16 protein-coding genes and 3 pseudogenes are annotated in these 23,354 nt (G+C 62.9%); 10 read left to right on the plus strand and 9 right to left on the minus strand.

The features are described from left to right. Positions 1-105 precede the first annotated feature (105 nt). Positions 106-1,317: pseudogene (locus NDO75_RS18640) on the plus strand (acyl-CoA dehydrogenase family protein). A gap of 90 nt (positions 1,318-1,407) precedes the next feature. On the opposite strand, the gene NDO75_RS18645 reads toward NDO75_RS18640, so the two are convergent. Then, a complete protein-coding gene (locus tag NDO75_RS18645; protein ID WP_310908122.1) occupies positions 1,408-2,913 on the minus strand; it encodes an AMP-binding protein in 1,506 nt (501 codons plus the stop codon). A 615-nt stretch (positions 2,914-3,528) separates the two neighbouring features. On the opposite strand from NDO75_RS18645, the pseudogene NDO75_RS18650 reads away from it, so the two are divergent. After that, positions 3,529-3,816: pseudogene (locus NDO75_RS18650) on the plus strand (peptide-methionine (S)-S-oxide reductase); the annotation flags it as partial. 59 nt (positions 3,817-3,875) lie between these two features. Here NDO75_RS18650 and NDO75_RS18655 read toward each other — a convergent pair. Next, positions 3,876-4,088, minus strand: a pseudogene (locus tag NDO75_RS18655) (antibiotic biosynthesis monooxygenase); the annotation flags it as partial. Between the two features lie 446 nt (positions 4,089-4,534). Between NDO75_RS18655 and lpdA the strand changes: the two are divergent. After that, the gene (gene lpdA / locus NDO75_RS18660; protein WP_310908123.1) at positions 4,535-5,938 is read left to right on the plus strand and encodes a dihydrolipoyl dehydrogenase; all 1,404 of its coding nucleotides are present in this window, start codon (positions 4,535-4,537) and stop codon (positions 5,936-5,938) included. 28 nt (positions 5,939-5,966) lie between these two features. Here the strand turns inward: lpdA and NDO75_RS18665 are convergent, their stop codons facing one another. From NDO75_RS18665 to NDO75_RS18675, 3 genes are all read right to left on the minus strand, one after another. Continuing rightward, positions 5,967-7,043, minus strand: a complete 1,077-nt coding sequence (locus NDO75_RS18665) for a zinc-binding dehydrogenase (RefSeq protein ID WP_310908124.1) — start codon at positions 7,041-7,043, stop codon at positions 5,967-5,969. A gap of 203 nt (positions 7,044-7,246) precedes the next feature. Further along, positions 7,247-7,447 (minus strand): hydantoinase/oxoprolinase N-terminal domain-containing protein, encoded by a 201-nt coding sequence (locus NDO75_RS18670; protein WP_310908125.1) that lies wholly within the window; start codon positions 7,445-7,447, stop codon positions 7,247-7,249. Between the two features lie 127 nt (positions 7,448-7,574). Then, a complete protein-coding gene (locus tag NDO75_RS18675; protein WP_310908126.1) occupies positions 7,575-8,357 on the minus strand; it encodes an acetoacetate decarboxylase family protein in 783 nt (260 codons plus the stop codon). Positions 8,358-8,504: 147 nt separating this feature from the next. On the opposite strand from NDO75_RS18675, the gene NDO75_RS18680 reads away from it, so the two are divergent. Then, positions 8,505-9,737: an acyl-CoA dehydrogenase family protein gene (locus NDO75_RS18680; protein ID WP_310908127.1), complete on the plus strand. Its 1,233-nt coding sequence runs from the start codon at positions 8,505-8,507 to the stop codon at positions 9,735-9,737. Positions 9,738-9,822: 85 nt separating this feature from the next. Here the strand turns inward: NDO75_RS18680 and NDO75_RS18685 are convergent, their stop codons facing one another. Next, complete coding sequence (locus NDO75_RS18685; protein ID WP_310908128.1) at positions 9,823-10,995, minus strand: thiolase family protein; 1,173 nt, start codon at positions 10,993-10,995, stop codon at positions 9,823-9,825. 105 nt (positions 10,996-11,100) lie between these two features. Next, entirely contained in the window at positions 11,101-12,747 is a 1,647-nt protein-coding gene (locus tag NDO75_RS18690; protein WP_310908129.1) for an AMP-binding protein, read from the minus strand. Positions 12,748-13,088: 341 nt separating this feature from the next. Here NDO75_RS18690 and NDO75_RS18695 point away from each other — a divergent pair, with 341 nt between their 5' ends. The 6 genes from NDO75_RS18695 (at position 13,089) to NDO75_RS18720 (ending at position 20,601) form a co-directional block, all read left to right on the plus strand. Continuing rightward, complete coding sequence (locus NDO75_RS18695) at positions 13,089-13,865, plus strand: SDR family oxidoreductase (RefSeq protein WP_310908130.1); 777 nt, start codon at positions 13,089-13,091, stop codon at positions 13,863-13,865. 294 nt (positions 13,866-14,159) lie between these two features. Next, complete coding sequence (locus NDO75_RS18700) at positions 14,160-14,633, plus strand: hypothetical protein (RefSeq protein ID WP_310908131.1); 474 nt, start codon at positions 14,160-14,162, stop codon at positions 14,631-14,633. Next, on the plus strand, positions 14,630-15,697 hold the full coding sequence (locus NDO75_RS18705; RefSeq protein WP_310908132.1) for a phosphotransferase family protein: 1,068 nt from the start codon (positions 14,630-14,632) through the stop codon (positions 15,695-15,697). The genes NDO75_RS18700 and NDO75_RS18705 overlap by 4 nt, the downstream gene beginning before the upstream one ends. A gap of 157 nt (positions 15,698-15,854) precedes the next feature. Then, positions 15,855-17,927 carry a hydantoinase/oxoprolinase family protein gene (locus tag NDO75_RS18710; protein ID WP_310908133.1) on the plus strand — a complete coding sequence of 691 codons (2,073 nt, stop codon included), beginning with the start codon at positions 15,855-15,857 and terminating at the stop codon, positions 17,925-17,927. Next, complete coding sequence (locus tag NDO75_RS18715; protein ID WP_310908134.1) at positions 17,924-19,603, plus strand: hydantoinase B/oxoprolinase family protein; 1,680 nt, start codon at positions 17,924-17,926, stop codon at positions 19,601-19,603. Before NDO75_RS18710 ends, NDO75_RS18715 begins: the two co-directional genes overlap by 4 nt. Further along, positions 19,600-20,601: an LLM class flavin-dependent oxidoreductase gene (locus NDO75_RS18720; protein WP_310908135.1), complete on the plus strand. Its 1,002-nt coding sequence runs from the start codon at positions 19,600-19,602 to the stop codon at positions 20,599-20,601. Before NDO75_RS18715 ends, NDO75_RS18720 begins: the two co-directional genes overlap by 4 nt. Positions 20,602-20,672: 71 nt before the next feature. Here NDO75_RS18720 and NDO75_RS18725 read toward each other — a convergent pair whose 3' ends face one another. Together NDO75_RS18725 and NDO75_RS18730 are read right to left on the minus strand one after the other, a co-directional pair. Continuing rightward, positions 20,673-22,127, minus strand: a complete 1,455-nt coding sequence (locus tag NDO75_RS18725; protein WP_310908136.1) for a dihydrolipoamide acetyltransferase family protein — start codon at positions 22,125-22,127, stop codon at positions 20,673-20,675. Positions 22,128-22,386: 259 nt separating this feature from the next. Further along, positions 22,387-23,352: a transketolase C-terminal domain-containing protein gene (locus NDO75_RS18730; protein WP_310908137.1), complete on the minus strand. Its 966-nt coding sequence runs from the start codon at positions 23,350-23,352 to the stop codon at positions 22,387-22,389. Positions 23,353-23,354 lie beyond the last annotated feature (2 nt).

The following is a 23,354-nucleotide window of genomic DNA, read 5'->3' on the forward strand; positions in this document are numbered from 1 at the left end:
CTGGAATATTCTCTGCTTTAACCCTGTAGCTGAATCGGCGCCTGGCAATGCCACGGGATGCTATATCATCACAACCTATTTTTCTCCGTATAATGAGGGAGTCACATGGAGTTCGAGTTCGACGACTCGGAAACGGCGACGGACTGGTCGAGCGAACGAAAGCGTTTATGGACGAGGTTGTCATCCCGCTTGAGCGTGAAGACTTCCTCGGGAGCGGTGAGATCACCGACGATTTGATCGACGAACTACGTGCAGAGGCGAAGAGTCGCGATCTCTACGCACCTCAGGTTTCCAAGGAGTACGGTGGGTTAGGGTTGGACTTCCGCGACGTCCTTCCGATGTTCGAACAGGCCGGTCGGTCGCTGCTGGGACCGCCGGCGCTCCGCGTTGACGCGCCGGACGAGGGAAACATCCATACGATCGAGATGGTTGGTACGGAGTCTCAGAAAGACGAGTGGCTTGTTCCGCTCGTCGAAGGTGAATATACATCTGCATTCTCGATGACCGAGCCGATGCAGGGCGGCGGATCTGATCCGAAGATGATCCAGACCACCGCCGAGAAAGACGGCGATGAGTGGGTCATCAATGGGCACAAGTGGTGGACAAGTCAGGGCGACGAGGCGGATGTCCTTCTTGTCATGGCTCGCACGAACCCGGATGCCCACCCCTACGAAGGCTGTTCGTTCTTCCTCGTACCACCCGACACCGACGGTGTGGAGTTCCGTCGTAACGTCCCCTATCTGGGGGAATCCTGGGGAATCAACCACCCCGAGGTCGTCTACGATAACGTCCGCATCCCCGAGGAATCTACTCGGACCGAAAGACGAGGGATTCCAGATCGCCCAGCGACGGCTTGGTCCAGCACGGCTTACACACTGTATGCGGTTTTCCGGGATGGCGAAGCGTGCGATTGAGGTTGCCAAAGCCTATGTGAGCGAACGGGAGGGATTCGGAGACCGGCTCTCAGATAAGCAGTCTCTGCGGTTCAAGATCGCCCGTGCAGAGACGCGCCTGTACGCAGTAAAGACGCAAGTCCGCCACGCAGCACGGCAGATAGCCCAGGGACGAGAGGCTCGCATTGAGGTGGCGATGTGTAAAGTGTTCGCCGCTAACGTCGTCAACGACATCATTGATGATATGCTCCAACTCTGTGGGGGCAACGGAATTGCTCGCGACCTCCCGATATCATACTTTTATGAGGAGGTCCGGGGCTTCCGGATCTTCGACGGTGCCGACGAGGTTCACCTTCGCTCTATCGCTCGCGCTGCCTTCGACAACGTCGACTCCGACGAACTCCAGACGGTCACCCGCTTCTGAGTTCCTTTGACTGTAGCTGATTGGTATCCAGTTACAGTGATTATAGATACAGGTACGAACAATAAGTCGGTGACCCGGAACCCCTCTCGGTCAGTCGAGTCGCTCACGTAGAGATACTTTATCGATCTTCCGGGTGGACGTCTTTGGAAGTTCTTCGACGAACCTGAACTCCCGTGGTACTTTATAGCCAGCGAGCCACTCGCGACAACCGGTGTCAAGCGCCTCTTCGGTGGTTTCTCCGACGACGAATGCGACGACCTGTTCCCCGAGACGATCATCAGAGGCACCGACGACGGCAGCCGCTTCGACACCATCCAGACCATATAACACGTCTTCGACTTCTCGCGGATAGACGTTCTCCCCACCCGTGATAATCATATCATCGATCCGGTCTTCAATGAACAACAGATCATTCTCATCCTTCCGACCGATATCCCCGGATCGGAACCAAGTCCTGCCGTTACGCTCAACGAATGTTTCTTCGTTCTTTTCAGGAAGGTTGTAGTATCCGTCCATCACCGTATCGCCGCTCCAGAGAAGTTCGCCCTTTTCGTTGACCCCGACCTCTTCGTTAGTCTCCGGGTGTTCGATACGGACGTCCATAACTTCCTCACAGACTGTCCCGATGCTTCCTGCCTTCCTGATTTCAGCACCCAATTGGTTGATCGCCGCCAGTGGTGTCGTCTCCGTCATACCGTATCCCTCCAGCAACGTACAGTCGAAGGTCTGCTCGACGGCTTCGATCCGCTCTTTAGGCATTGGTGCCCCGCCGACTCCAATCACGTCCAGTGCCGACAGATCGTACTCCTCAATGCCATCGTAATTCAGGAGGTCGATGACCATCGTTGGAATGAGGAACGTGTACGTCACCTCGCGCTCTGCCATCGTTTCGAGGGCAGTTTCTGGATCCCAGGCCGGAAGGAAGTGGTTTGTCGCTCCGGCAAAGACGTAGGGTGTTGTCGTAATGTTCAGCCCTGAAACGTGGAAACACGGGCAGACAGTAAGGGCAGTCTCGGATTGACCCCAGTTCATGTAGCGAAGGAATCCCCGAGCGTTTGTGGAGAGGTTACCGTGAGTATGCTTAACTCCCTTTGGACGGCCTGTTGTCCCCGATGTGTACATGAGTTCCGCCACTTCGTCTTCTTTTCGCGGATAAATTGAGTAGTCGTCTCCCGCGTCCTGAACGAGTTTCTTGTATGCCAGTCCGTGCTCGCCGTTCGCCACAATGCTATGTTCGAGCGAGTCTACGTCGAGATCGATCATCGTATCCTCGAACTCGCCGCTGGTAACGACTACCGCCGCTCCGGCGTCTTCGAGGACGTATTGGATTTCGTTTCCTTCGAATCGCATATTGATCGGAAACGGAATCGCACCGTATTTCATCGCGCCGAAGTAGGCGACGACGAACGTCACGCTGTTGGGAAGGTATAGTGCGACCCGCTCGTTCGGTTCCACGCCGAGCTCTTCGAGGGCCTTCGCGAACGCGTTCGTTTCAGCAGCGAGTTCGCCGAAGGTCAATTCTCTGTTAGGGTCCACGATCGCAGTGCGTTCTGGATCGTCGCGGGCGGCTCTATCCACGCAGTTTGCAAAATTCATGGTACGACGAGACGGAGATTATGTAACCTTATAAAATTTTTGTCCAGTGTCATCATATCGCACTCCCTCGGTTCACGTCCGGAGAGAACTGAGAACAGAATAACGCTGATTCTGTAAATAGATGGATTTAAACATCGAATTCGCTAGCAGTCCCCGACCTTATCCTTTAATAAAAGGCTTAGGGGTGTTATTATCGAGATCTCAAACCGAATTTTAAAATCTATTGATAGGCATTTACAGACAAAGATCGAATTCCCTCTCAGACGATCGGCCTCAGGACGGGTGTCAATAAGCCTATTAGTCGACATCCGTCAGTGACGGCCAACGCGATCGCAACTATCAATCAACTTTCTGATGATAGAGCGGCGTTGGGAATCGGTGCCGGTGATAGCGCTGTCTACTCAATCGGCAAAGAACCACATTGGTCCGACTGAACTCGCTACCGACAGTGCTATACTCCGACCGACGCCGGCGCTGTTTCCGCGCGTGGACGACCGACTGGTCACCAGTCACCGGACGCCTTCAAACCGGCACGGGGTCGGTTCGACATGACCGAAGACGTTCGGTACGAGACCGACGGCGGTATCCGCTCACAGCGGCAGCGTCTTTCGACTCATGCTTACTCCGACAGTCATCAGCGAGTACGACAGGCAGGCGCCGAAGGACACAGCAACGGCGACGTTCGGCCTCGGCTGTTTCTGGGGTCCCGATGCAATGTTCGGCGCACTGGACGGCGTCGTACGAACGCGAGTCGGCTATGCTGGTGGAACGAAACCCGGCCCGTCGTACGAGGTCCTCGGCGATCACACTGAAGTCATCCAATTCGAGTACGACCCCGCTCAACTCTCGTTCGGTGAGTTGCTTGAGCGGGCGTTCGACGAACACGACCCGTATCACCAATCCTGTCTCTGTATCTACAGGCGGGACAGGCCGAGTGCCTCGGGGCTTGACCCCGAGGCGGTTCACATCTCGAGTTCCGTCACGTCACTGACTTCGAACTGGAGAACTTCGGGTTCTCCGGCGAGTAATTCGGGCAGTGCATCCAAGAATTCTTGAGCGTGATCGGATTCCGCATGCGCCGTCATCGCAGCGTGGTCCTCGTACTGTTCGAAGACTCGAATGACGGTATCATCCTGAACGTCGATGGTTGCGTAGTAGTTTTGCAGTCCATTCTCCCGTCGAGACGGCTCGACGAGGTCCGCTACTAACTCTCGCGCTTCGTCGTACCGATCCGGCTATATCGGAAAGCTTGCATATACCACTAGCATAACGCAGCAATATGTTATCGTCTACTATATAACCGGTGGGACGTCTCGAGATTAGTCTGGATCCTCTTACGGCAACACGCAAGGGCGTCACGTGACTGCCCCTGTTTGTTTCTGCGTCGCATTCGATACTACCAACGAAAATAACGCACTTAGGGTGTTATGTTCAGTATAGTAAAGTAGCATGACAAAACCAACTGGTAGTGATATACACAAGAGTTTATATTGGGAACGAATTATATCCCCATCTATCGTGCCTATTTGTACCAGAGAGAGGACGTACCTGCTAAAACGAGACGATGTACGGTCGTAACCGATCACCAAGCACTATATGCGAGCCAGACAACGATTTTCGCATGGCAGCAGTAGACGTTCTCGTGATAGGCGGTGGACCGGGCGGATACACTGCTGCGATCCGCGCAGCGCAGCGTGGCTGTGACGTCACCCTCGTCGAGCGGGAGGGCGTCGGCGGGACGTGTCTCAACCATGGGTGTATTCCGTCGAAAGCGTTATTGAACGCGTCGAACCTCGTTACCGACCTCGAGTCGGCCTCGGAGATGGGTATCTACGCGGAGCCGTTCGTCGACGTCGGCGAGATGGTCGAGTGGAAGGACGACGTCGTCGACCAGCTCACGGGTGGCGTCGAAAAGCTCTGTAGGGCAAACGGCGTCTCCGTGAGAGACGGTACGGCGCGGTTTACGAGCGACCACACCGTTGATATCACGGCGAACGACGGGACCGTCGAGGAACTCGAGTTCGAGCACGCGATCGTCGCGACCGGGAGCCGTCCGATGAGCGTTCCAGGGTTTTCCTTCGAGGACGAGTCGATCCTGAATTCGCGGCAGGCCCTCGCGCTTGAGGCCGCACCGCGTTCGTTGGCGGTCGTCGGGGCGGGATACATCGGCATGGAACTCTCGACCGTGTTCGCGAAACTCGGGACGGACGTGACCGTGATCGAGATGGAAGACGACGTCTTGCCGGGATACGAGTCGGACCTCTCCCGGCCGGTGAAGCGGCGGGCCGAGTCGCTAGGCGTCGATCTCCAGTTCGGGCAGGTCGCAGTCGAGTGGTCCCGTTCGAACGACGGTACCGTCGACCTCCACACGGAGGACGCGGACGGGAACGAGTACGAGACGGCCGCAGAGCGGATTCTCGTCGCAATCGGTCGTGAGCCGGTCTCCGATACGCTAGATATCGAGGCCGCCGGCGTGGAACCAACTGACCGCGGTTTCCTCGATACAGACGACCGAATGCGGACCGATCGTGACCACGTGTTGGCGGTCGGTGACGTCGCTGGCGAACCGATGCTCGCACACAAAGCGGTAGCGGAGGGTCTCGTCGCCGCGGAGGTCGCATCGGGCGGTGACGCCGCACTGAACAGCGCGGCCATCCCGACCGCAGTGTTCGTCGATCCGGAGATCGCCACCGTCGGACTGACGGAAGCCCAAGCGAGGGACGCCGATTACTCGCCGGTCGTCGGCGAGTTCCCGTTCAATGCGAGCGGTCGGGCGCTCACGCTGGCGGAAACGGACGGGTTCGTCCGCGTCGTCGCCGGCGAGGACACCGGCCGGATCCTCGGGGCACAGATCGTCGGCCCGGAAGCCTCCGAGTTGATCGGTGAACTGGGGTTAGCGGTCGAGACGGGGATGACGCCCGAGGACGTCGCCGGAACGGTCCACATGCACCCGACGCTCTCGGAGGGAGTCATGGAGGCCTGTGAGAACGCGCTCGGGCAGGCGATACACACGCTGAATCGGTGATCGGACGACGGCTCGTCGCCGCGTTCGATCAGGGCTCGACGAGGACTTTGATCTGCTCGCTGCTGGGGTCGCGAAGCTCCTCGAATGCTGACCCGACACTGTCCAACGGCACCGTCTCGGTAATCATCGGTTCGGGATCGATGCGCTCGTCGGCGATCAGCTCCAATGCGGCGGTGAACTCGGACTGTGAGGCCAGCGGTCCGCCCTGGAACCCGAACGATCCGACGAGTTCCCGTTCCGCCTGCATAATGTCGTTGGGATGAATCGGTACTTCCTCCTCGAAGACGCTGAGGACGACGACGGTTTCGCCGTACGCGGTGCTCCGGAGCGCGTCGGTGAGGGTCGTGGCCGTTCCCGCACATTCGAAGGCCGCCTCTACTCGGTCGGTCTCTCGCTGAATGTACTCGACCGCGTCGACGTCTGTCGGATCGAGGACGACGTCGGCGCCGAGGGCCGTCGCGGCTTCCCGACGGGCCGCTCGAGGTTCGCTAACGTAGATGGCGCGAGCACCGGCCGCTGCGGCACCCGCGATCACGCCGAGGCCGATCGGCCCGGCGCCGAACACCGCGACGCGATCGGTCGGTCCGACCCCTGCTCGGCGGACGCCCCGAAGCGATACGCCGAGTGGTTCAGCTAGTGCCGCGTGGCGCAGCGACACGTCGTCGGGAACGGGAACCGCCATCGACGACGGGACGACGATCCGATCGGCGAAGCCGCGACTGGAGACGACGCCGCCGTCACCGCGCTCGCAGAGGTGGTATTTCCCCGTCGCACAGTAGCGACAATCGTGGCAGGCGGCGACCATATTCAGGGTGACGCGGTCGCCCGCTTGGAGATCGTCGACGTCGTTACCGACTTCTGAAACGGTACCGGCGACCTCGTGTCCCATCGGCTTTGGCAGGTACTCGTCCCACTCGGTCTCCGGAATAGAGTGATCGGTCCCTTCAGCGCGAATCGGTACGGGTCCGACCTCGTATTCGTGGAGATCAGTGCCGCAGATTCCGGTGTACTCGACGTCGACCGCGACCGTTCCCGCGGATACGGCACGCGGTTCGACGTCGTCGATACGGAGGTCTCCAGGCCCGTGCAGGTATACGGCGTCCATCGTTCGATCTGAATATCTGTTCTTTCTCCGCTAAGGTAAAGCTATGTGTCCGCAAGGACGCGGCTAGCGGGGTTTGTAGTCAGCCCGTGATCGAACCTCGAGGCGGTTCGCTGAGCACCAGGAGAGAGATCCTCTCGAGTGAGGACTGTAGTACGAAACGACTGCGGCGAACTCTCCTGCGCGGAGCGCGCAGCGAGACGGCGCTACGTGAGGCCGATGTAGGTGCCACGGATGTATTTGTTCTCCTGGGATTCCGTCGCGGGCCCCTCGAAGGAGTCGAAGAACCCCTTCGAGAAGTCGTCCGGTGTGGACAGGGCTTTCGACTCCGTCACCCGCCCGTCTTCGTCGATGACGACGGTATCGGTATGGGTCCAAACGGTGTCGACGTTGCATAGGTCTCCCATAGCGCATACTATCGAACAGAATGCGTCGTAAAAAGCGTTCGCCTTGTCGGACCGTTCTGAGACTCTAATTCCGGCGATGTCGTCTCGAGAAGTGGGGATAAAATGTGTGTGGCTTTCGCTGACGGCCTCAGTTGGACGTGTTGTCCAACTCGGGCCAATCGTTGCTCCGTCCGGTTCCGTAGGCGTACGGGAGAAACGACTCGGGGTCGACGGTGGTCACGTTCTCCTGCGTCGTGCGCAGGTCCGCTTCGGTGTACGACGCGCCGAGCACCGACTCGATCTCGAGGTCACCGAGCGGACCGTCGGGACTTCCGAGCGAAAGGGACCCGGTGCCGGATTCGTACGCGTTGAGGTCGCTATTCAGCGTAACTCGGACTAACGTCGGATCGAACTGGAACCCCCGTCCGGTCGCGTCGGGGAGCGCTTTGTAGTGATAGACCGTCTGCGAACTCGGCTCGGGCTGACGTTCCGTCTTCAGGGTCGCGTCGATCTCGATGATCGACTCGCCGTTCCGGGTAACTCGTCCGCTCACCTCGCTTCCGTCACGTTCGAGCGAAACGGCCGCCTTCTTCTTCGGTTCGCCGAACAGCTCTCGACCCCACGTAATCGCGGCCTCCGTCGACATCGGCATGGTCAGGCAGTACTCCCCGACATGGCCGTCGTGCCGCGCTCGGACGTAGATTCCGCCGCCACGGAACGAGCCGACGCAGTTACTTCGTCTGACGTCGACGACGTCGGCCCGTATCACCGGCTCTTCGGTCGGTTCGAGACCGGGCGGGAGAATCCGCTCGACCGTCGACTCGCGAGTGCGAAACCTGATCGCCACCTGCGTCGCGTCGACGAATCGATTCTCTGCCATCCGCTCCTGGATCGCTTCAATTTCGTCTCTCGATCGGACGAATCCGGACATAGGCGGGGGTTATCGGCCCGGATATTTACGGTTTGCCTCATTGGGAGTCAGTGAGACAGGACGTCGTCGCTCGAGTTCTAACGGTATCCGAAGCCGACCGCCACAGCTACCCGAACGGTAATGTATCAGTTCCGAATGTCACTAGGTATGGATTTCCGGATCCCGGAGCAGCTCCAGCAGTTGCTCGACGAACTCGACGCGTTCATCGAGGACGAGATCGAACCCCTTCAACAGGAACACGAGCGGTTCTTCGATCACCGACGCGAAGACGCGCGCACGAACTGGGAGGACGGTACGCCGACGGCCGAGTGGGAGGCGTTGCTCGAGGAGATGCGCCGCCGCGCCGACGAGGCCGGCCTCTACCGATACATGCTCCCGGAGGAGTACGGCGGCCGGGACGGGAGCAACCTCGGGATGGCGCTGATCCGCGAACACCTCGCCAGGAAGGGGATCGGGTTGCACAACGTCCTACAACAGGAGGCCGCCATCGTCGGCAACTTCAACGTCCCCGAGTTACTGATCGAGTTCGGGAGCGAGGAGCGAAAGGAGCGCCACCTCGAAGACCTGATCACCGGCGAGACGACCGCCGCGTTCGGACTGACCGAACCCGAACACGGCAGCGACGCGACGCACATGGACACGACCGCCGAGAAGGACGGCGACGAGTGGGTGATCAACGGGGCGAAGCGGTACAACAGCGGCATGCACACCGCTGACTACGACGTCATCTTCGCACGGACGGACGGGGAGGACGGCGACCACGAGGGGATCACGGCGTTCTGGGTCCCGACCGACGCGGACGGCCTCGAGGTCGACTACTTCCACTGGACGTTCAACATGCCGACCGACCACGCCGAGGTGACCCTCGACGACGTGCGCGTCCCCGAGGACGCGGTCCTGGGCGAAGAGGGCAGGGGACTCCAGCAGGCCTCGTATTTCGTCCACGAGGGTCGCATCAGGCAGGCCGCCTCGAGCGTCGGGGCCGCCCAGTACTGTATCGACGAGGCCGTCGAGTTCGCGAAGGAACGCCACACCTGGGACGAACCGCTCGCGAAGCGGCAGGGAATCCAGTTTCCGCTGGCCGACCTGCACACGGAGGCCGAGATGGTCCGAAACCTGGTGTACAAGACGGCGTGGCAACTGGACGAGGACAGTCAACAGAGCGTGAGCGACAAGGTCTCGATGGCGAACTACCGCGCGAACCTCCTCGCGTGCGACGCCGCCGATCGGGCGATGCAGGTACACGGCGGACAGGGGTACACTCGCCACAAGCCGTTCGAACACATCTACCGCCACCACCGCCGCTACCGGATCACCGAGGGGTCGGAGGAGATCCAGAAGCGCAACGTCGCCGGTCACCTATTCGGCTACCTCGGCTAGCGAGTCGAACCGACGCTCGCGGTTTTGTAGCGGACCGAGGAAAATTGTACGTTCGAATCGAGAGTTCGATCAGCGGATCAGCCCCTTACACTCGTTCGATGATCGTCGCGACGCCCTGTCCGAATCCGATGCACATCGTCGACAGCGCGGTATCTTGGCCGGTCCGTTCGAGTTCGTGGACGAGTTTGGTGACGAGTGCGGATCCGGTCGCGCCGAGCGGGTGGCCGTGAGCGATCGCCCCGCCGTTGACGTTCGTGTCCTCCCAGGAGGCCCCCGTCTCCTCGAGCCACGCGAGGACCACTGGCGCGAACGCTTCGTTGACCTCGAAGAGATCGATGTCCGAGAGCGTCATGTCTACTTTCTCTAACACGCGTTCGGTCGCGGGGATCGGGCCCGTAAGCATCGTCACTGGATCGACGCCGACGACCTCGGTCTGGACGATCCGGGCCATCGGTTCCCAGCCGTGTTCCGCGGCGGCTTCCTCGCTCGCGATCAGTAGCGCACTGGCGCCGTCAACGATCCCCGAGGAGTTGCCCGGGTGGATGACGCCATCGCCCTCCTCGCGGAACGACAGCGGCAGTTCGGAGAGGGTCTCGAGGTCGGTGCCGGGACGCGGGTGTTCGTCCTGCTCGACGACGATTTCTTCGCCGTCGAGTTCCGTCTCGACCGGGGCGAGTTGTGAGTCGAATCGCCCCTCTTCGTTTGCCTGCCCCCAGCGACGCTGGGAGTCGACCGCGATCTCGTCCACCTCGCTCCGGCTGAATCCCCACTGTTCCGCGATCCGTTCCGCGCTCTCTCCTTGGTGAACGAGCTCCTCGTAGTGTTCGAAGTAGGTGTCGGCCATATCCGGCTCCGCCGTCCCGGCGTCGCCGCTCCGATTGCTCGACATCGGCACGCGCGTCATGTGTTCGACGCCACCGGCGACGACGACGTCGTGGAATCCGGCGCGGACGTTCGCCGCGGCCAGATTGACCGTCTGCTGACCCGATCCGCACATGCGGTCGAACTGGAAGCCGGGAATGTGGTCGCCCCATCCGGCGACCATCGGCGCGATTCGTCCAATGTTCGATCCCTGCTCGAACACGGGCTTGACACACCCGTACATGACGTCCTCTATCGTCTCGGGGTCGAATCCGTTGCGTTCGCGTAACGCCTTCAACGGTTCGGCCGCGAGGTCCTGCGGGTGGGTGTCCCTGAACGATCCGTCGCGCTTTCCGAACGGCGTTCTGACGGCGTCGACGATCACTGCTTCGGTCATATGCCAATCGTCATCGCATGACATATTAGGGATTTGGGTCGTCGACGATCGAGCGAGGGAGTCGGCATCCGCTGCGAGCGTCAATACGGCGGGCGTCTTCCGCGGCTACGAGTCCAGTTCCGATCGCTTGATTTTCCCGCTCGAGGTCTTCGGGAGCTCGGCGACGAGTTCGATCTCGCGCGGGTACTCGTGTTTCGAGAGTCGCGATCGGGCGAACGACTGGAGATCCGACGCCAGCGCTTCCGAAGGGGTCGCACTCGACGTAGGGACGACGACCGCTTTGACGATGCGGCCGCGAGTTTCGTGCGGTGCGCCGACGACCGCTACCTCTTCGACGGCGTCGTGCTTCAGCAACGTTTCCTCGACTTCTTCCGGGCCGATCCGGTAGCCGGCGGAGATGATCACCTGATCCGCCCGCGAAACGTACCAGAAGTAGCCGTCCTCGTCGCGTCTGGCAAGGTCACCGGTCCGCCACCACCGACCGCTGTAGGCCGTGATCGACGTTTCGGACTTCCCCCAGTACCCGCTCGCGCGAGCGTTCTCGTCGCGCTCGACGGCGATTTCGCCGACCTCGCCGATACCGACGTCGTTCCCGTCTTCGCCGAGCAGCGCCACCTCGTAGCCGGGAACCGGCTTGCCCATACTCCCGGGTTTGATCTCCCAGTCGGGGAACGGGTAGTTGGCGACGACCATCCCCGATTCCGTTTGCCCGTAGGCGTCCAGCGGCTGCGTCCCGAACGCGTCGTCGCACCACTCGACGGTCGACTCGTCCAGCGATTCGCCGGCGGAGACGAGCACCCGGAGATCGATATCGTATTCGTCGGGCGACGCAGCCGACGCCCGGAGCTTTCGAAGCCCCGTCGGCGGTACCATCGCGTTCGTCACCTCGAACTGTTCGAATGTCTCGAGCAGTCGTTCGGGATCGAACGGACCGCGGTAGCAGCCGACGGCGGTCCCGCGTAACCCCGCCGCGAGCATCCCGACGGTGAAGCCGTACGACCACGCCGGCGACGCCGCGACGAAGTAGCTGTCCGCCGATCGCAGATCCACCACGTGCTCGAAGTACGAGTGGAGCCGAACCGTTCCCTCGTGCGTCGACGGACACCCCTTCGGTTGACCCGTCGTTCCGCTCGTGTATTTGATGGCGTACGTGTCGCTCGGATGGCTGTCGACCGTTTCGAACTCCGTCCCGGAACGTCGGATTGCGTCGTACGACTCGAGTTCGATCCCGTCCGGTCGATCGTCGGGATCGATTGCGTCGGTCCCGTCGACGACGAGGACGGTCTCGAGCGTCGGCACCATCTCACCGTCGAGCTTCGGGACGTGTTCGGCCGACGTCACCAGCACCGACGCGCCGGAATCCGCTAGCCGATACTGTAACGCTTCGGGACCGAACAGCGGCGCCAGTGGCACGTAGACCCGTCCAGATTTGATGACGCCGTACGCGGTGGCGTAGAGCTCCAACTGGGCCGGAAGCATGGCGGCGATCCGATCGCGCGGCTCCGCTGTTTCAGCGAGGTAGTTTGCCACTCTGTTGGACGCGTCGTCGAGTTCCGAAAAGGAATACGTCTCCTTCGAACCGGTCTCGAAGTCGCGCAATCGGAGGCCGATTTCCTCGGAGTCACCGTGGCGGCCGAGCGCCTCCTCGGCCACGTTCAACGACCGACGGTCACCCACCGTGACTAGGTCGTCCCAACAGCGTTCGCGGTCGTACAGTTCGACGACGGATTCGTATATGCTCTCGTACGTCATTCTATGCTCGAGTTATCTGCCTGAAGCCGGCCGCAGACGCTACCAGTGCGGTCGCGTTCGGATTCCTTGCCGTAGTCTCCGTCAACTCACTTCGATTCATGTTCCTAGTAGGCGATACCCACGGTCCATTGTGAAACTATCGCAGGGACGCTGTCGACGTCCGTCCTCTCCGTTCGACGGGAAGGGGAAGTGCTGTCATCGACGATCGTCTCGCGAGAACGCGAACCGTGGGTCGGCCGTCCGTCACCAGTTCGAGGCGATTGGACTGTTGTCTCGGAGAGTGACTGCGATCGGATCCATTCCGTAACGTTATATGAGCCGCCCCAAAACCTTGGGACTGTATGTCAGCCACCTCCTTCGCAGAGAAGTTCGACTTTACGGACGATGTCGTAGTTGTCACCGGCGGTGCGAGCGGAATCGGCAAAGCAGTCTGCGAAACGTTCGCGGCGCAGGGCGCAAACGTCACCGTCGCCGACGTGGACGTCGGCGGCGCCGAAGAGACCGCTGCTGCGCTGGAAGACGAGTACGATACTCGAGCCATCGCGATCGAGACGGACGTCTCCTCGTACGACGAAGCGGAAGACATGATCGACGCCACCGTCGGCGAGTTCGGTTCGATCGACGTGCTGGTAAACAACGCCGGCCTGAGCACGGGAACGTCGTCGTTCCTCGAGTCGACCCCAGAGGACTGGGACCGGTCGGTCGGCGTCACGTATTTCGGGACGATGAACTGTACGCACGCGGCGCTTCCCTACATGATCGAACAGGAGAGCGGGTGCGTCATCAACTACGCCAGCGACTCGTACAAGGGGAACGATCCCAGCCTCGCCGTCTACGGTGGCGCGAAAGCGGCCAACGTCGCGTTCACGATGAACGTCGCGAAGGAGGTCGGCGAACACGGCGTCCGGTTGAACGTCGTCTCGCCGGGGACGACCGAAACGCCCGCGACCGAGGACTGGCTCGCCGAATACGGCGACAAGGTACGCGAATCGTACGCGCTCGGCAGACTCGGTGAACCAGAGGACATCGCCGACACGGTCGTCTTCCTCGCCAGCGACGCCGCCGACTGGATCACCGCCGAAGTGGTGAGCGTCAACGGCGGTTACATCCGGGGCTGATCCCGACTTTCGACGACGTGACACTCGCCGCTGGTGCGGACAGTACTGGTCGGTTTCGACACAGTATGAGCGCCGTCGATGCGAGTTTCGTGAACTGAAGCGGCCCCGTCGACCACTGTGACGGCTGAACCGCCTTCCTCGATGGACCACACCGCCACCACCGCCGCTACCGGATCACCGAGGGCTCGGAGGTGATTCGGAAGCGCAACGTCGCCGGTCACCTGTTCGGCTACCCCGGGTAGCACCGCGAGACGACCCGCAGGTTTTTGTAACGATACCGTACTATACCGTGGTATGCCATACCTCGACCCCGAGCGGATACTGGACCGATTCGCCACCTTCACGCGCGAGGAAGTGCGACCCGCCGTCGGCGACGACGAGTTCGTCCACGCGCAGGTCGGATCGATGGCCTCGACGCTCCAGTTCTTGGCCGGCGAAGTCGCCGGCCGTGAGACGGCCGTTCGGACGCAGCGCCGAGCCCTCTGCGAGAGCCTGGACGAACTCGAGTCGGTGCTCGAGCGAGACGACGTTGACTCGCCGACGGTGCAAAGCGCGATCGACGACGCTCGCGGTGAACTGGATACCGTCGACGGGCCGACTCGGGACGTCGAAGAGACGCTGGTGACCGCTGCGGACGACGTCCTGGCGACGATCGACGCGGAGTTAGACGGGGACGCCGCTGCGATCGCTCGGCGACCGCTGTACGAGTTCCTCCGTACTCGCGTCGACGAGCAACTCCGACTGCTCGGTCGGGAGGGCGACGAATGACGGAGTTTTCCTCGGACACGCTCTCGACGTACCTCTCCGACACGCTCGGCGACGGAGAGGTGTCCGTCGACGACATCGTCGCTCACACTGAAGGGTGGTCGCGGGACACGGTTTCGTTCACGGCTCGCTATCGCGAGGGCGGCGACGAGGTGACCGAGCGACTCGTCCTGCGGGCGGAGAACGAACTCCAGCACGACGCCGACGCGGAATCGCTGCCCGGCAACGACATCCGGACGGAGTACGAGACGCTCGCGGCGGCGCAGGACGCACCCGTGCCGGTCCCGCGGGTCCGCTGGTTCGACGAGGCCGGCGGACCGTTCGAACGCGGCCTCTTCGTCATGGACCATCTCGAGGGAGAGCCGCCGATCACGTGGGATCCGCGCGATAGACGGGAACTCTACGACGCGTGGGACTCCCCGGACCGGACGCTTCCGGACCAGTTCGTCGATGCCACCGCGGGCGTCCACGCGATCGACGGATCGGCGGTGCCGGGGATCGAGGACGTGCCACCGGACGAGGTCGTCACACGCGAGATCGACCGCTGGGAGGAACTGTACCGGAACGCCGAAATGAAGCGGGAGCCGGCAGTCGAGGAGGCGATCCGCTGGTTCCGCGCGAACGAACCGACCGTTCCCGAAACGACGCTTGTCCACGGCGACTTCCGGATCGGAAACGCCCTCATCGACGACGATCGGATCACCGGACTGCTCGACTGGGAGTTCGCCCGCGTCGGCGATCCGCTGTTCGACCTCGGCTACGCGAGCACGCGGTACTTCGCCGGCAAACTCGTCGAGCCGATCGAGCGGCCCGAACTCGCCTGTTCGCTGCTCGAGCGGGAGTGGTTCTACGACGAGTACGAGCGCCGGACGGGACGGACAGTCGACCGCGAGCGCGTCCGCTACTGGCAGGCGTTCTCGGCGTTCGTCATGCTCACTATCTGCTGCTGGGGCGCCAATCAGTACGATACCGGCGCGAGCGACGACGTCCGCAACGCCTGGTTCCAGTACCCCGTTCCGGGATTGATCGAGGACCTGCTCGCGATCATCGAGGACGACCGTCTCTGAGAGTCCCCCGCTCGAATCGAGAGATCCTCGCGTCTTCGTTCGGTCGTTTCACGACTAGGTATGATCGTCCCGCCGGGATCGTGGCTTTTGAACTCCATTGCTAACATTCACCACAACATATATTGGACCGGCTGTGGACTCCGGGGACGAACAGCACATGTATACACTTGGCATAGACATCGGGGGTACCTTCACGGACTTCACGCTGGTCGATCGAGAGTCCGGCGAAGTCACCGTCGACAAGGAGCCGACGACGCCGGCAAACCCGGCTGAGGGGGCGCTGACCGGCGCTCATCGAATTCTCGAGGACAACGGCGTCGCGTTCGAGGAACTCGACACCGTCATCCACGGGACGACGTTGGTCTCGAACACGCTCATCGAAGGCACCGGCGCGACGACGGGGCTGCTGACGACCGAGGGGTTCCGCGATACGCTGGAACTGCGACGCGGGTCGCGCTACGACATGTTCGATTGGGAGATGGAGTACCCCGACCCGCTGGTACCCCGCCAGCGCCGACTCGAGTTGAACGAGCGTCTGAACGACGCGGGCGAAGTCGTCGAACCGCTCGACCGCGAAGAGGTCCGCGAGCGGACTCGGACGCTGGTCGAGGACCACGACGTCGATTCCGTCGCCGTCTCGCTGTTGCACTCCTACGAGTCCGACGAGCACGAGCGGGCTGTGGCGGACGTCATCGAGGACGAATACCCCGATCTAAACGTCTCACTGTCATCGGAGGTCGTTCCCGTCATCAGGGAGTACGAGCGGACGTCGACCACCGTCATCAACGCCTACGTCTCACCCGTTGTGGCGGACTACCTCGACTTCTTGCGGTCTGAACTGGAAACAGAGGGATTCGCGGGCGAAGTCTACATGATGACGTCGTCGGGCGGTGTCGTCGACGTTCGAACGGCGAAGGCAGAACCGATCCGACTCGTCGAATCCGGACCGGCGGCGGGCGTCCTCGCCTCGCGTATCTTCGGCGAGAACCACGATCAGGAGGACGTCTTCTCGTTCGACATGGGCGGCACCACGGCGAAGGGATCGATCGTCGAGGGCGGCGACGTGCGGATGAAGTACAAGGCCGACGTCGCTCGCGTCCACCGGTTCAAGGAGGGAAGCGGCTACGACCTCGTCTCGCCGCTGATCGATCTGACCGAGATCGGAGCCGGCGGCGGCTCGATCGCCTCCGTGAACGACGTCGGGCTCATCGAGGTCGGCCCGGAGTCGTCCGGGTCCGATCCCGGCCCGATCTGCTACAATCAGGGCGGCGAGGAGCCGACGGTGACGGACGCGTCGCTGTTACTCGGCTACCTCAACCCCGAGAACTTCTACGGCGGACGGATGGATCTGGCAGCGGAGAAGACCGAGTCCATCTTCGCCGAGGATCTCGCCGAGCCGCTGGACGTGTCGATCACGGAGGCGGCGTGGCGCGTGTTCGAGGTCGTCAACGAGAACATGGCGACGGCGTTTCGCCGCTACGCCGCCTCTCGCGGCCTCGATACGCGCGGTCTCTCGATGACCGCATTGGGCGGCGCAGGCCCCTCGCACGCGTTCCGGGTCGCCCGTAAACTCGACATCGACGAGGTCGTCTGCCCGTACGGTGCGGGCGTCGGTTCGTCGATCGGGCTCACGGAAGCGCCCCGTATGTACGAGGCGAGTTCGACGAGCCAGGCCGTCCTCGAGGCGCTGTCCGCCGAGGACTTCGACCGACAGTTCGCGTCCCTCCGGGAGGAGGCCGCTGACGTCCTCGAGCGGGCCGGAATCGATCCGGACGAGACCGAGGCGTCGCTCAGCCTCGACATGCGCCACGTCGACCAGGGACACGAGATCAAGGTCCCTCTCGAGGGATGCGACGTCGACGACGTGACGCCCGACGTCGCTCGCGAGGCGTTCGAGCGGACCTACCAGGAGACGTTCAACCGCGAGACTCTGGAGTTCCCGGTCGAGGTACTCACCTACCGACTCGAACTCAGCGAGGCCGACCGCACCGCCGAAACCGCACAGCTCGCCGTTCCGGAGGACGGGAACGACGAACCGGACAGCCGCGACGTCTACTTCGGCGCTGAGGAGGGAACCATCGCGACCGACGTCTACCGCTGGGACGGACTCGAGGCGGGCCAGACGATGGAGGGTCCCGTCGTCGTCGAGGCCGACCAGACGACGGTCGTCGCCGATCCCGACTCGAGCATCACCGTGGCCGACAACTACGACATCACCATCGAACTATGAGCACGACAGACGACACCGACACGGCCGATTCGGCAGGCCTGGAGACCCAGGTGCTGTGGAACCGACTCCAAGCGACCGCCGACGAGATGTACGACGCCGCCGAACGGCTGGCGTACTCCTTCTCTATTCGAGAGGGAGCCGACGCGTCGACGGCGGTCATGACGGCCGACGGCGACGCGATCGGCCTCTCAGACCAGTCCGTCCCCGTTCTCTCGGGGGCGCTCTCCCGAACGACGAGGCTCATCCTCGAGGATCACTTCCCGCCGGAAACGCTGGAACCGGGCGATACCATCATCACGAACGATCCCTGGATCGGCGGCGGCCACCTGTCCGACGTGGTCGTCCTGAATCCCGTTTTCCACGACGGAGAGCTCGTCGGAATCGTGGGCAGTCTCGGTCACACCGACGACGTCGGCGGGAACCGCGGCGGCTGGTCGACGGATGCGGAACAGGTGTACGAGGAGGGGATCCTGATTCCGCCGACGAAACTCTACGAGGCCGGCGACCGAAACGACGCGGTCGATTCCCTCATTCGGAGCAACGTCCGGATTCCCCACCAGGCGCTCGGCGATCTCGAGGCGTTGCGATCGGGGAACACGGTCGGCGAGGAACGCGTTCGCGAAATCGTCGACGAACGGGGCCCCGAGACCTTCGACCGCGTCGCGAGCGAGGTCATCGACCGCACGGAGCACGCGCTACGCGAGAAACTCGCAGACCTACCCGACGGCACCTACGAGGACTCGATCGAGTTCGCCATCGCCGACCACGACCTCGAGATCCAGGTCGCCGCGACGATCGACGGTGACGCCCTCGAAATCGACTTCGACGGGACGTCCGCGCAGGTCGACGGCGGCATCAACTGTCCGTTCGGGAACATCGTCACCATCACCGAGTATATCGTGAAGTGCATGCTGGTTCCCGACCTCCCGAACGCGGAAGGGTTCTTCCGCCCCATCGAGGTGACCGCACCGGAGGGTTCGATCCTCAACTGCGATCGGCCAAAGGCGACGATGGGGCGCCACCTCACCTACTCGCGGGCGGAGGACGCGCTCATCCGCGCCTTGGGACAGGTCGTCCCCGAATCGGCGCTCTCGGAGATGGCGGGCATTCAACTCGCGCCGTTCTCGGGCGCCGACGAGAACGGCGAGGAGTTCATCGCCGTCGGCGGGACGGCCGGCGGCCTCCCGCCCAGCACCGACAAAGACGGCATATCCGGCGTCTACTTCCCGTACAACGGGCAGAACACGCCGGTCGAGATGTTCGAGCGGTACAGTCCGCTTCTCTGGGAGGAGACGGCGTTAGTTCCCGACACTGAGGGGGCCGGCGAACATCGCTCCGGACCGGCGATGCGGACATCGTACTCCAATCCGACGGACAGACCGGTGTACTTCGCGCTCACCTCCGGCCGGGCCGACCGCGATCCGTCGGGCTTCCGCGGCGGTCGATCGGGAAAGCGGGCCACCACTGCCTCTTCAGACGACGAGAAGGAGGTGCCGCCGAACGGCCCCGGCGTGCTCGAGCCCGGCGAGACGCTCACGCTCGTCTCGGCGACGCCGGGTGGATACGGCGATCCGGAGGACCGCGACCCCGAGGCCGTCGAGGCGGACATCGAACGGGGACTAATCACCGAAGAGCGCGCCCGCGAAGTCTACGGCTACGAGCCCGACGACTCATGAAGTTCGGAGGGTTCGTTGCCACCGATTCGGTCGCCGATGCGACCGAGTACGCCCGCTCGCTCGAGCGGTGGGGCTGGGACGCCCTCTGGGCGATCGATTCTCAGCAGCTCTACACCGACCTCTACGTCACGCTCACGGCGTGTGCGATGGAGACCGACGAACTGACGATCGCGCCCGGCATCACCAATCCCAAGAGCCGACACCCCTCGGTGACGGCGAACGCGATCGCCTCGCTCGAGCAGATCGCCGACGGCCGAACCGTCTTGGGGATCGGTGCCGGCGATAGCGCCGTCTACTCGGTCGGCGAACAACCGGCCACCGTCGACGAGCTGGCGGAGAGCGCCGGGAAACTCCGGCGACTGCTCCGCGGCGAGGAGGTCACGTTCGGCGGCGAACCCTTCCGCCTCGAGTCCCGCCAGCGGGACGGCACCGTCTACGTCGCCGCCGAGGGGCCGAAGACGCTTCGAATGGCCGGCGAAGTGGCCGATGGCGTCATCTTCGGCGGCGGGCCGAACCCCGACACCGTCGAGAATCTCGGGTTGGCAAATATCCGTGAGGGGGCTAAACGGGCCGGGCGGTCGCTCGACGATCTCGATATCGTGACCCTCACGCCGACCTGCGTGGCCGATACGCGGGCCGAGGCGGTCGAGAAGCTCAAGCCGGTCATCGAACCCATCGCCTACCACAACTTCAGTTTCTCCGTCGAGGACGCGCCGAGCGAGGTCCGCGATGAACTGCGCTCGCTCGTCGACGCCCACGACATGCAGGAGCACGGCGACGAAGAGGCGACCGCGCTGGACGACATCGGCGACGAGGTGTGGGAGTACCTCGGCGACCGCTTCGCTGTCGCGGGGCCGGCCGAGGCGTGTCGCGAGCGGCTGCGGGCGCTCGAGGATCTCGGCGTCGATCACGTAATGTGTCTGTTTCCGCCCGAGCGGTCCGCGGAGAACGAGCGGTTCCACGACGAGGTCCTTGCGGATTCCGAGTTCGGGCCCTGACGGGGATCGACCAGCGGAGGGCCCTATTCGCCGCCTGTTTTGTCGAGCACTCGTCACGGTTTCGGCCCGGTTTACACGGCGTCGAACGCCCGACCGGGGTACTCGAGGTACTCGGCGAGTCGATCGAGGAAGGCGCCCGAGTCCGCGCCGTCGAGCACGCGGTGGTCGATCGTGAGGCTGAACGTGATCGCCCGCTCGAAGTCGACCTCGCCGTCGCGCTCGACTGGGATCGGCTTGCGGCGGCCGAGCGCGAGGATCGCCACCTCGGGCGGATTGATGATCGAGTAGGAGACGTCCATGTCGAAGACCCCGACGTTGGTGACGGTGAAGGTCCCGCCCTGGATATCCGACGGCGCGTGTTCGTTCTCGAGGACCGCTTCGACGAGTCGTCGCCGCTCGGACGCTAACTCCTCGAGGTCGCGACCCGGCACGTCGTCGATCACTGGCACCATGAGCCCGCGCTCACTGTCGACCGCGTAGCCGACGTTGACCTCGTCGATGAGGCGGTGTTCGCCGTCCTCGAAGTGCGCGTTGAACTCGGGGAGGTCCTCGAGCGTCCGGCCGACGAAGTGGAGGATGAGGTCGTTCAGCGAGACGTCGACACCCTTCTCCTCGAGTCGATCTCTGACCTCCTCGAGGCGCTCGATGCCGATGTCGCGCGTCCCCATGACGTGCGGTTTCTCTCGAGCGCTCTCGCTCAGCCGCTCCGCGATCGTCTTTCGAGCGCCGGTGAGCTCCCGCGACTCCGTGACGGTGAGACCGCCGGCGGTCGCCTCCTCGCTCGCGCCGGTCGTCTCCTCGGCCCCCGAACCGGTTTCGCGGCTCGTGAATTCCTCGACGTCGCTCTCGGTGATCGCACCCTGCGGTCCGGTTCCCTCGACTCGCGTCAGATCGACCCCGGCCTCCTCCGCGCGCCGTTTCGCCCGCGGCGTCGCCTTCACGTCCGTCGACGCGCTCGCTTCGCTCCCATCGCCGTCGTCCGCCGGCTCGACTTCGCCGCCCGCCGCCGGTTCCGCTTCGGCGGACTCGAGGTACTCCTCGACGTCGCTCTCGGTGACCGCTCCCTGCGGTCCGGTCCCGTCGATCCCCACGAGGTCGATGTCTTCCTCGTTGGCGCGCCGTTTCGCCCGCGGCGTCGCTTTGACCTCCGCGGCCGCCGATCCGCCGTTAGCTTCTGCCCCCTTAGCGGAATCGGCATCTGTGTCGGACGTCGACTCGCCGCTCGATACAGGTTCGCTACTCTCCTCGCCGCCTTCGAGTTCCGACAGCGAGGGTGCCTGTTCGTCCTCCTCGCCGATCACCGCGAGCGGTTTCCCCACTTCGATCGCGATCTCTTCGCCTTCCTCGACGTACTGAGCGAGCAGGGTCCCGCTCGCGGACGCTTCGATCTCGGCGCTCGCCTTGTCCGACTCGAGGACGGCGACGATCTCTCCTTCCGTGACGCGGTCGCCTTCGTCGACCTCCCAGGAGACCAGATCGCCGTAGTCGCTCAGTCCGAGCTTCGGGATCCGCACTACCTCTACCATGGTGGTATCGTGGTCCACCCTGATATTTAAAATCTCACCAAGCCCGGTCCGCTTTCCGTCGCCGGTTGTTACGCTACCGAGGGCCCGTTTGGTACGACAGTCTCGTATTCGCCGCGCTCGCCGACAGAGGTGTTCGCTTCTCTCGAAGCCATCGAACTAGAAACGTACCGGCTCACGTCCTCACCTCCGCCGAGCGAATGCTCGGAGACGACCGATCGACGGTCACGAGACCGCGGACGGGGACTGCGTCCCCGCGTCGTCAGAAGAGCGACTCGATTCCGTCGGCGATGCGGTCCGCGGATGGCAGAACCTCCTGTTCGAGAACGGGGCTAAGCGGGATCGGCACGTCCTTCACGCCGATCGTCTTCGGCGGCGCATCGAGGCTGAAGAAATCGTTCTCGACGATCTCGTTCGCGATGTGGCCCTGCGTTCCGTATCTCTCCACGGTCTCGTCGACGACCACTAACCGCCCCGTCTTGCGGACACTCTCGGCGATGGTCTCCGTGTCGAGCGGCGCGAACGTCCGGGGGTTGACTATCTCGACGTCCGCGTCGACATCGGCGGCGGCTTCCTTCGCTCGGTGGAACATGAGCTGTGTGGCAACGACGGTGACGTCCTCGCCCTCCTCCTCGACTGCGGCCTCTCCGAGCGGGAGCGTGTACTCGTCTTCGGGAACCTCGCCTTTCGTCTCGCTCAGCATCTTGTGCGGGAGGAAGAAGACCGGGTTATCGTCCCTGATAGCGCTCTTGAACAGCCCTTTCGCGTCGTACGGCGTCGTCGCGGTGACGACGACCCAGCCCGGAACGTTCCCGAGCCACGAATGGACGGACTGGGAGTGTTGGGCGCCCGCGCCGATGCCGGCCCCAGAGGGGGCGAAGATCGTGAGCGGCGCCTCGATCTGGCCGCCGCTGACGTAGGGCTGCTTCGGGATCTGGTTGAAGACCTCGTCCCCGGCCGTCGCCGCGAAGTCGGCGAACTGTAGCTCCGCGACCGGACGGATGCCGCCGACGGCGGCGCCGAGCGCCATCCCCGCGATACCGATCTCCGAGAGGGGCGTGTTGCGAACCCGATCGCGACCGTGTTTCTCGTACAGCCCTTCGGTCTCGCCGAAGTTGCCGCCGAACTCCTCGACGTCCTCGCCGAACAGAATGACGTCGTCGTCCCGTTCCAGTTCCTCGTCGATCGCCTCCGCGATCGCCTCGACGTACGTGATCTCCCGCGCCATCG

The organism is Natrinema sp. 1APR25-10V2 (assembly GCF_031626495.1).
Lineage (GTDB): Archaea > Halobacteriota > Halobacteria > Halobacteriales > Natrialbaceae > Natrinema.

Coding starts and splice junctions, on each gene's coding strand:
- NDO75_RS18645 (WP_310908122.1), bottom strand. CDS start 2,913: ATGAATTTTGCAAACTGCGTGGATAGAGCCGCCCGCGACGATCCAGAA.
- lpdA (WP_310908123.1), top strand. CDS start 4,535: ATGGCAGCAGTAGACGTTCTCGTGATAGGCGGTGGACCGGGCGGATAC.
- NDO75_RS18665 (WP_310908124.1), bottom strand. CDS start 7,043: ATGGACGCCGTATACCTGCACGGGCCTGGAGACCTCCGTATCGACGAC.
- NDO75_RS18670 (WP_310908125.1), bottom strand. CDS start 7,447: ATGGGAGACCTATGCAACGTCGACACCGTTTGGACCCATACCGATACC.
- NDO75_RS18675 (WP_310908126.1), bottom strand. CDS start 8,357: ATGTCCGGATTCGTCCGATCGAGAGACGAAATTGAAGCGATCCAGGAG.
- NDO75_RS18680 (WP_310908127.1), top strand. CDS start 8,505: ATGGATTTCCGGATCCCGGAGCAGCTCCAGCAGTTGCTCGACGAACTC.
- NDO75_RS18685 (WP_310908128.1), bottom strand. CDS start 10,995: ATGACCGAAGCAGTGATCGTCGACGCCGTCAGAACGCCGTTCGGAAAG.
- NDO75_RS18690 (WP_310908129.1), bottom strand. CDS start 12,747: ATGACGTACGAGAGCATATACGAATCCGTCGTCGAACTGTACGACCGC.
- NDO75_RS18695 (WP_310908130.1), top strand. CDS start 13,089: ATGTCAGCCACCTCCTTCGCAGAGAAGTTCGACTTTACGGACGATGTC.
- NDO75_RS18700 (WP_310908131.1), top strand. CDS start 14,160: ATGCCATACCTCGACCCCGAGCGGATACTGGACCGATTCGCCACCTTC.
- NDO75_RS18705 (WP_310908132.1), top strand. CDS start 14,630: ATGACGGAGTTTTCCTCGGACACGCTCTCGACGTACCTCTCCGACACG.
- NDO75_RS18710 (WP_310908133.1), top strand. CDS start 15,855: ATGTATACACTTGGCATAGACATCGGGGGTACCTTCACGGACTTCACG.
- NDO75_RS18715 (WP_310908134.1), top strand. CDS start 17,924: ATGAGCACGACAGACGACACCGACACGGCCGATTCGGCAGGCCTGGAG.
- NDO75_RS18720 (WP_310908135.1), top strand. CDS start 19,600: ATGAAGTTCGGAGGGTTCGTTGCCACCGATTCGGTCGCCGATGCGACC.
- NDO75_RS18725 (WP_310908136.1), bottom strand. CDS start 22,127: ATGGTAGAGGTAGTGCGGATCCCGAAGCTCGGACTGAGCGACTACGGC.
- NDO75_RS18730 (WP_310908137.1), bottom strand. CDS start 23,352: ATGGCGCGGGAGATCACGTACGTCGAGGCGATCGCGGAGGCGATCGAC.